Origin of the sequence: Dokdonella sp. (genome assembly GCF_049593775.1) — a bacterium.
Taxonomy (GTDB): Bacteria; Pseudomonadota; Gammaproteobacteria; order Xanthomonadales; family Rhodanobacteraceae; genus Dokdonella.
Genome location: NZ_JBAWHJ010000241.1, coordinates 1 through 2,637, shown reverse-complemented (window position 1 = coordinate 2,637; position 2,637 = coordinate 1). Strand labels below are relative to the sequence as shown.

Annotated in this window: 3 protein-coding genes and 1 pseudogene; 3 read left to right on the top strand and 1 reads right to left on the bottom strand. The window is 60.9% G+C overall.

Translation table 11 applies throughout. The features are described from left to right. The 3 genes and pseudogenes from WBP53_RS08675 to WBP53_RS08665 all read left to right on the top strand — a co-directional run. Positions 1–816: pseudogene (locus WBP53_RS08675) on the top strand (hypothetical protein); the annotation flags it as partial. Beyond that, complete coding sequence (locus WBP53_RS08670) at positions 813–1,244, top strand: acyl-CoA thioesterase (RefSeq protein ID WP_423927948.1); 432 nt, start codon at positions 813–815, stop codon at positions 1,242–1,244. The pseudogene WBP53_RS08675 and the gene WBP53_RS08670, both read left to right, overlap by 4 nt. 6 nt (positions 1,245–1,250) lie before the next feature. Continuing rightward, on the top strand, positions 1,251–1,451 hold the full coding sequence (locus WBP53_RS08665) for an alcohol dehydrogenase catalytic domain-containing protein (protein WP_423927946.1): 201 nt from the start codon (positions 1,251–1,253) through the stop codon (positions 1,449–1,451). A 75-nt stretch (positions 1,452–1,526) separates the two neighbouring features. Here WBP53_RS08665 and WBP53_RS08660 read toward each other — a convergent pair whose 3' ends face one another. Further along, entirely contained in the window at positions 1,527–2,597 is a 1,071-nt protein-coding gene (locus WBP53_RS08660) for a sensor domain-containing diguanylate cyclase (RefSeq protein WP_423927944.1), read from the bottom strand. Positions 2,598–2,637 lie beyond the last annotated feature (40 nt).

Below are 2,637 nucleotides of genomic sequence, written 5' to 3'. Positions count from 1 at the left end.
AGGTACAGCAGCCTGATGCTGCTCGCCGCACTGGGCCTGTTGCCGGGGTTCATTGTCGCCGCCGTCGTCGGTCCCCTGGTGGGCGAGGTGCACTACGACATCCAGTGGGGCTGGCTGGTGCCTCCGGTCAGTGAGACCGTTGCGAAGATGTCGCCTTTCTCGATTGGATGGCCCACCGCATCGATGTTCCTGCACGCCATTCCGCTGGTGCTGATCACCTACATCATCCAGTTCGGCGACATTGTCACCGGCACCGAAGTGCTACGCGAAGCACGACCCTCGCGCCCTGATGATCCGGTCGACATCAATATCCGTCGTTCCCACCTCGCGCTGGGATTCCGCAACGCGATCTCGGCCTTGGTCGCGCCGTTCTTCACTACCCAGGGCATGCTCTGGACCGGTGTGCACGTGGTCATCGTGCAGCGCTGGAAGCAGGGGCCACGGTCCATGCGGGACCTCAACAGCGGCCTGATTTCCTACTATCTGATGGGTCTGCCTTTCATCTACTTCCTGTTGCCGCTTCTGACCGGGTTGAAGCCGCTGCTCGGCATTGCCTTGTCGCTGACCCTGATCCTGACCGGATTCGCCTGCGCCTATATCGCCATGGCGATTCCGAAGACCAATGCATCACGCGGTACGGCATTGCTGATTGGCGTGGCTCTGGCCTTCTTTGAACCCTGGATCGGTCTCGTTATCGGCATCACGGCCAGCCTGCTGCTGGTCGGGCTTGAGCGAGAGGAATCGGCCACGGAAGCTGCAATCGGGGAAGCGAATCCGGAAGCGAGAGATGCAGCGAAGCCTGGAGCGGATCCATGAATGCCCGCGGAGAATTCGCGCATTTCGTCCCGATTACCACGCGCTGGAAAGACAACGACATCTACGGCCACGTCAACAACGTCGAGTACTACAGCTACTTCGATACGGTCATCAACAGCTTCCTGGTTGCCGAGGGCGGGCTCGATATCCACGCAGGCTCGGTGATTGGTGTCTGCGCGGAGTCGCACTGCAAATATCTTGGCGGATTTGCGTTCCCGGAAATCATCGAAGCCGGCCTGCGTGTCGAGCATCTGGGAAACTCCAGCGTGCGCTATGGCATTGGCCTGTTTCGCCCGGGCGAAGATGATGTCCTGGCCGCAGGCTGGTTCGTGCATGTATTCGTCGATCGGAAATCGAGAACGGCGACGACGATGCCGGAACGTCTGCGTGCTGCGCTCACCACGTTGCAAACGGAGCATGCGCAATGAGAGTGCGTGCAGCGGTACTCCGCGAAATGGGGCGAGCTGCGCGTGCGCGTACTTGCGGCAGCGCTTTGCCATTCCGACCTTTTGGTCATCAATGGCTCGCGCCCGTGGACGTTGCCGGTGGTGCTTGGCCATGAGCTGCCGGTGCAGTCGTTGAGCCCGATGCCAACGTGCGCGATTTCGCGATCGGTGATCGTGTCGTGTTCTTGAACGAGGGTTTTGATCGTCTGGTCGACGCTGCCGTAATTCGCCAGGGCAACCTTTTCGATTCCTGAGTGCTGCAGGTCAGGCTGTCGCCGCGCGGTTGCGTCCTGCCTGCTTGGCACGATACAGGGCGCGATCCGCACTCTCGATCCAGGTGCGCAGGTCCGCGCCAACGTCAGGCTTGCCGGCGATGCCGATGCTTACCGTGCAACGCAGCGGAAGCGTGTTGTTGAACTGGAGTGCCTGGACAGCGATGCGAATGCGTTCTGCTGCGGATTCGGCAATTTCCAGCGAAAACGGCATGACCACGGCGAATTCATCACCACCAAGGCGGCCGGCATGGCTGCCCGCCGGACTGTTGCGACGGATCAGGTCGGCAATGCCTCGCAGCACGTCGTCTCCTGCCGCGTGTCCGTACTGGTCATTGATCTCCTTGAACTGGTCGATATCGAGGACCATCAAGGCGGAGCCGATGCTGTCTTCGTGCACTTGCAGCGCCGCGGTTGCCAGCGATTCCCAATGACCGCGGCTGAACAAGCCTGTCAGTGTATCCACGCGACTGAGTTCCTCGAGTCGCTGGTTCTGGGTCTGCACTCGACGCACCAGTCGATAGCTGGTCGCACTCACGGCTATCGTGTGGATGATCATGAGCGGAAGGCAGGCGAGGATCACGCGCATGCTCGATTCGGGCTGGAACGCGAAGCCGTTCAACCAGGCGACAGCAAACAGCGCTATCGCCGCTCCGGGCAGCGACCAGACCCAGAGTCGCCTGACTCCCGTGCTGATCTTGTCGGAGACCGCGACGGTCAGCAGAATGGCGGAGGGCAGAAGGTTGAAGTGGAGGAGTGGAATGCAGCTTCCGGCAATGGCCGTATCGACGACCAGGTTGCGCAACTCCGCATTGAACGGATCGCGGCTTCGTTTCGCCAGCCAATAGGCGAGGTGGGGCCAGATCAGGCAAATCATGACTACCCAGGCCCAGGCGAACCATGTGGTGTCGAGTTCGTGCAGGACCGCGATCAGCGGCAGGCCGGCGAGCCCCATGCCGAGGATCCGCAACGGATACGAGCGTCGATACAGGGTTTCCTGAGCCCTTGAGCGCAAAGGCGACGCAATATCGTTGGCCAGCGCTGGAGGGGATGCGTCAGTCATGGACTGCTTCATTGCCAATTCCACCCAGCATAGCCGAATG

Bases quoted from the DNA above. Each gene is read 5' to 3' on its own strand.
- WBP53_RS08670 (WP_423927948.1), top strand. From the start codon at position 813: ATGAATGCCCGCGGAGAATTCGCGCATTTCGTCCCGATTACCACGCGC.
- WBP53_RS08660 (WP_423927944.1), bottom strand. From the start codon at position 2,597: ATGACTGACGCATCCCCTCCAGCGCTGGCCAACGATATTGCGTCGCCT.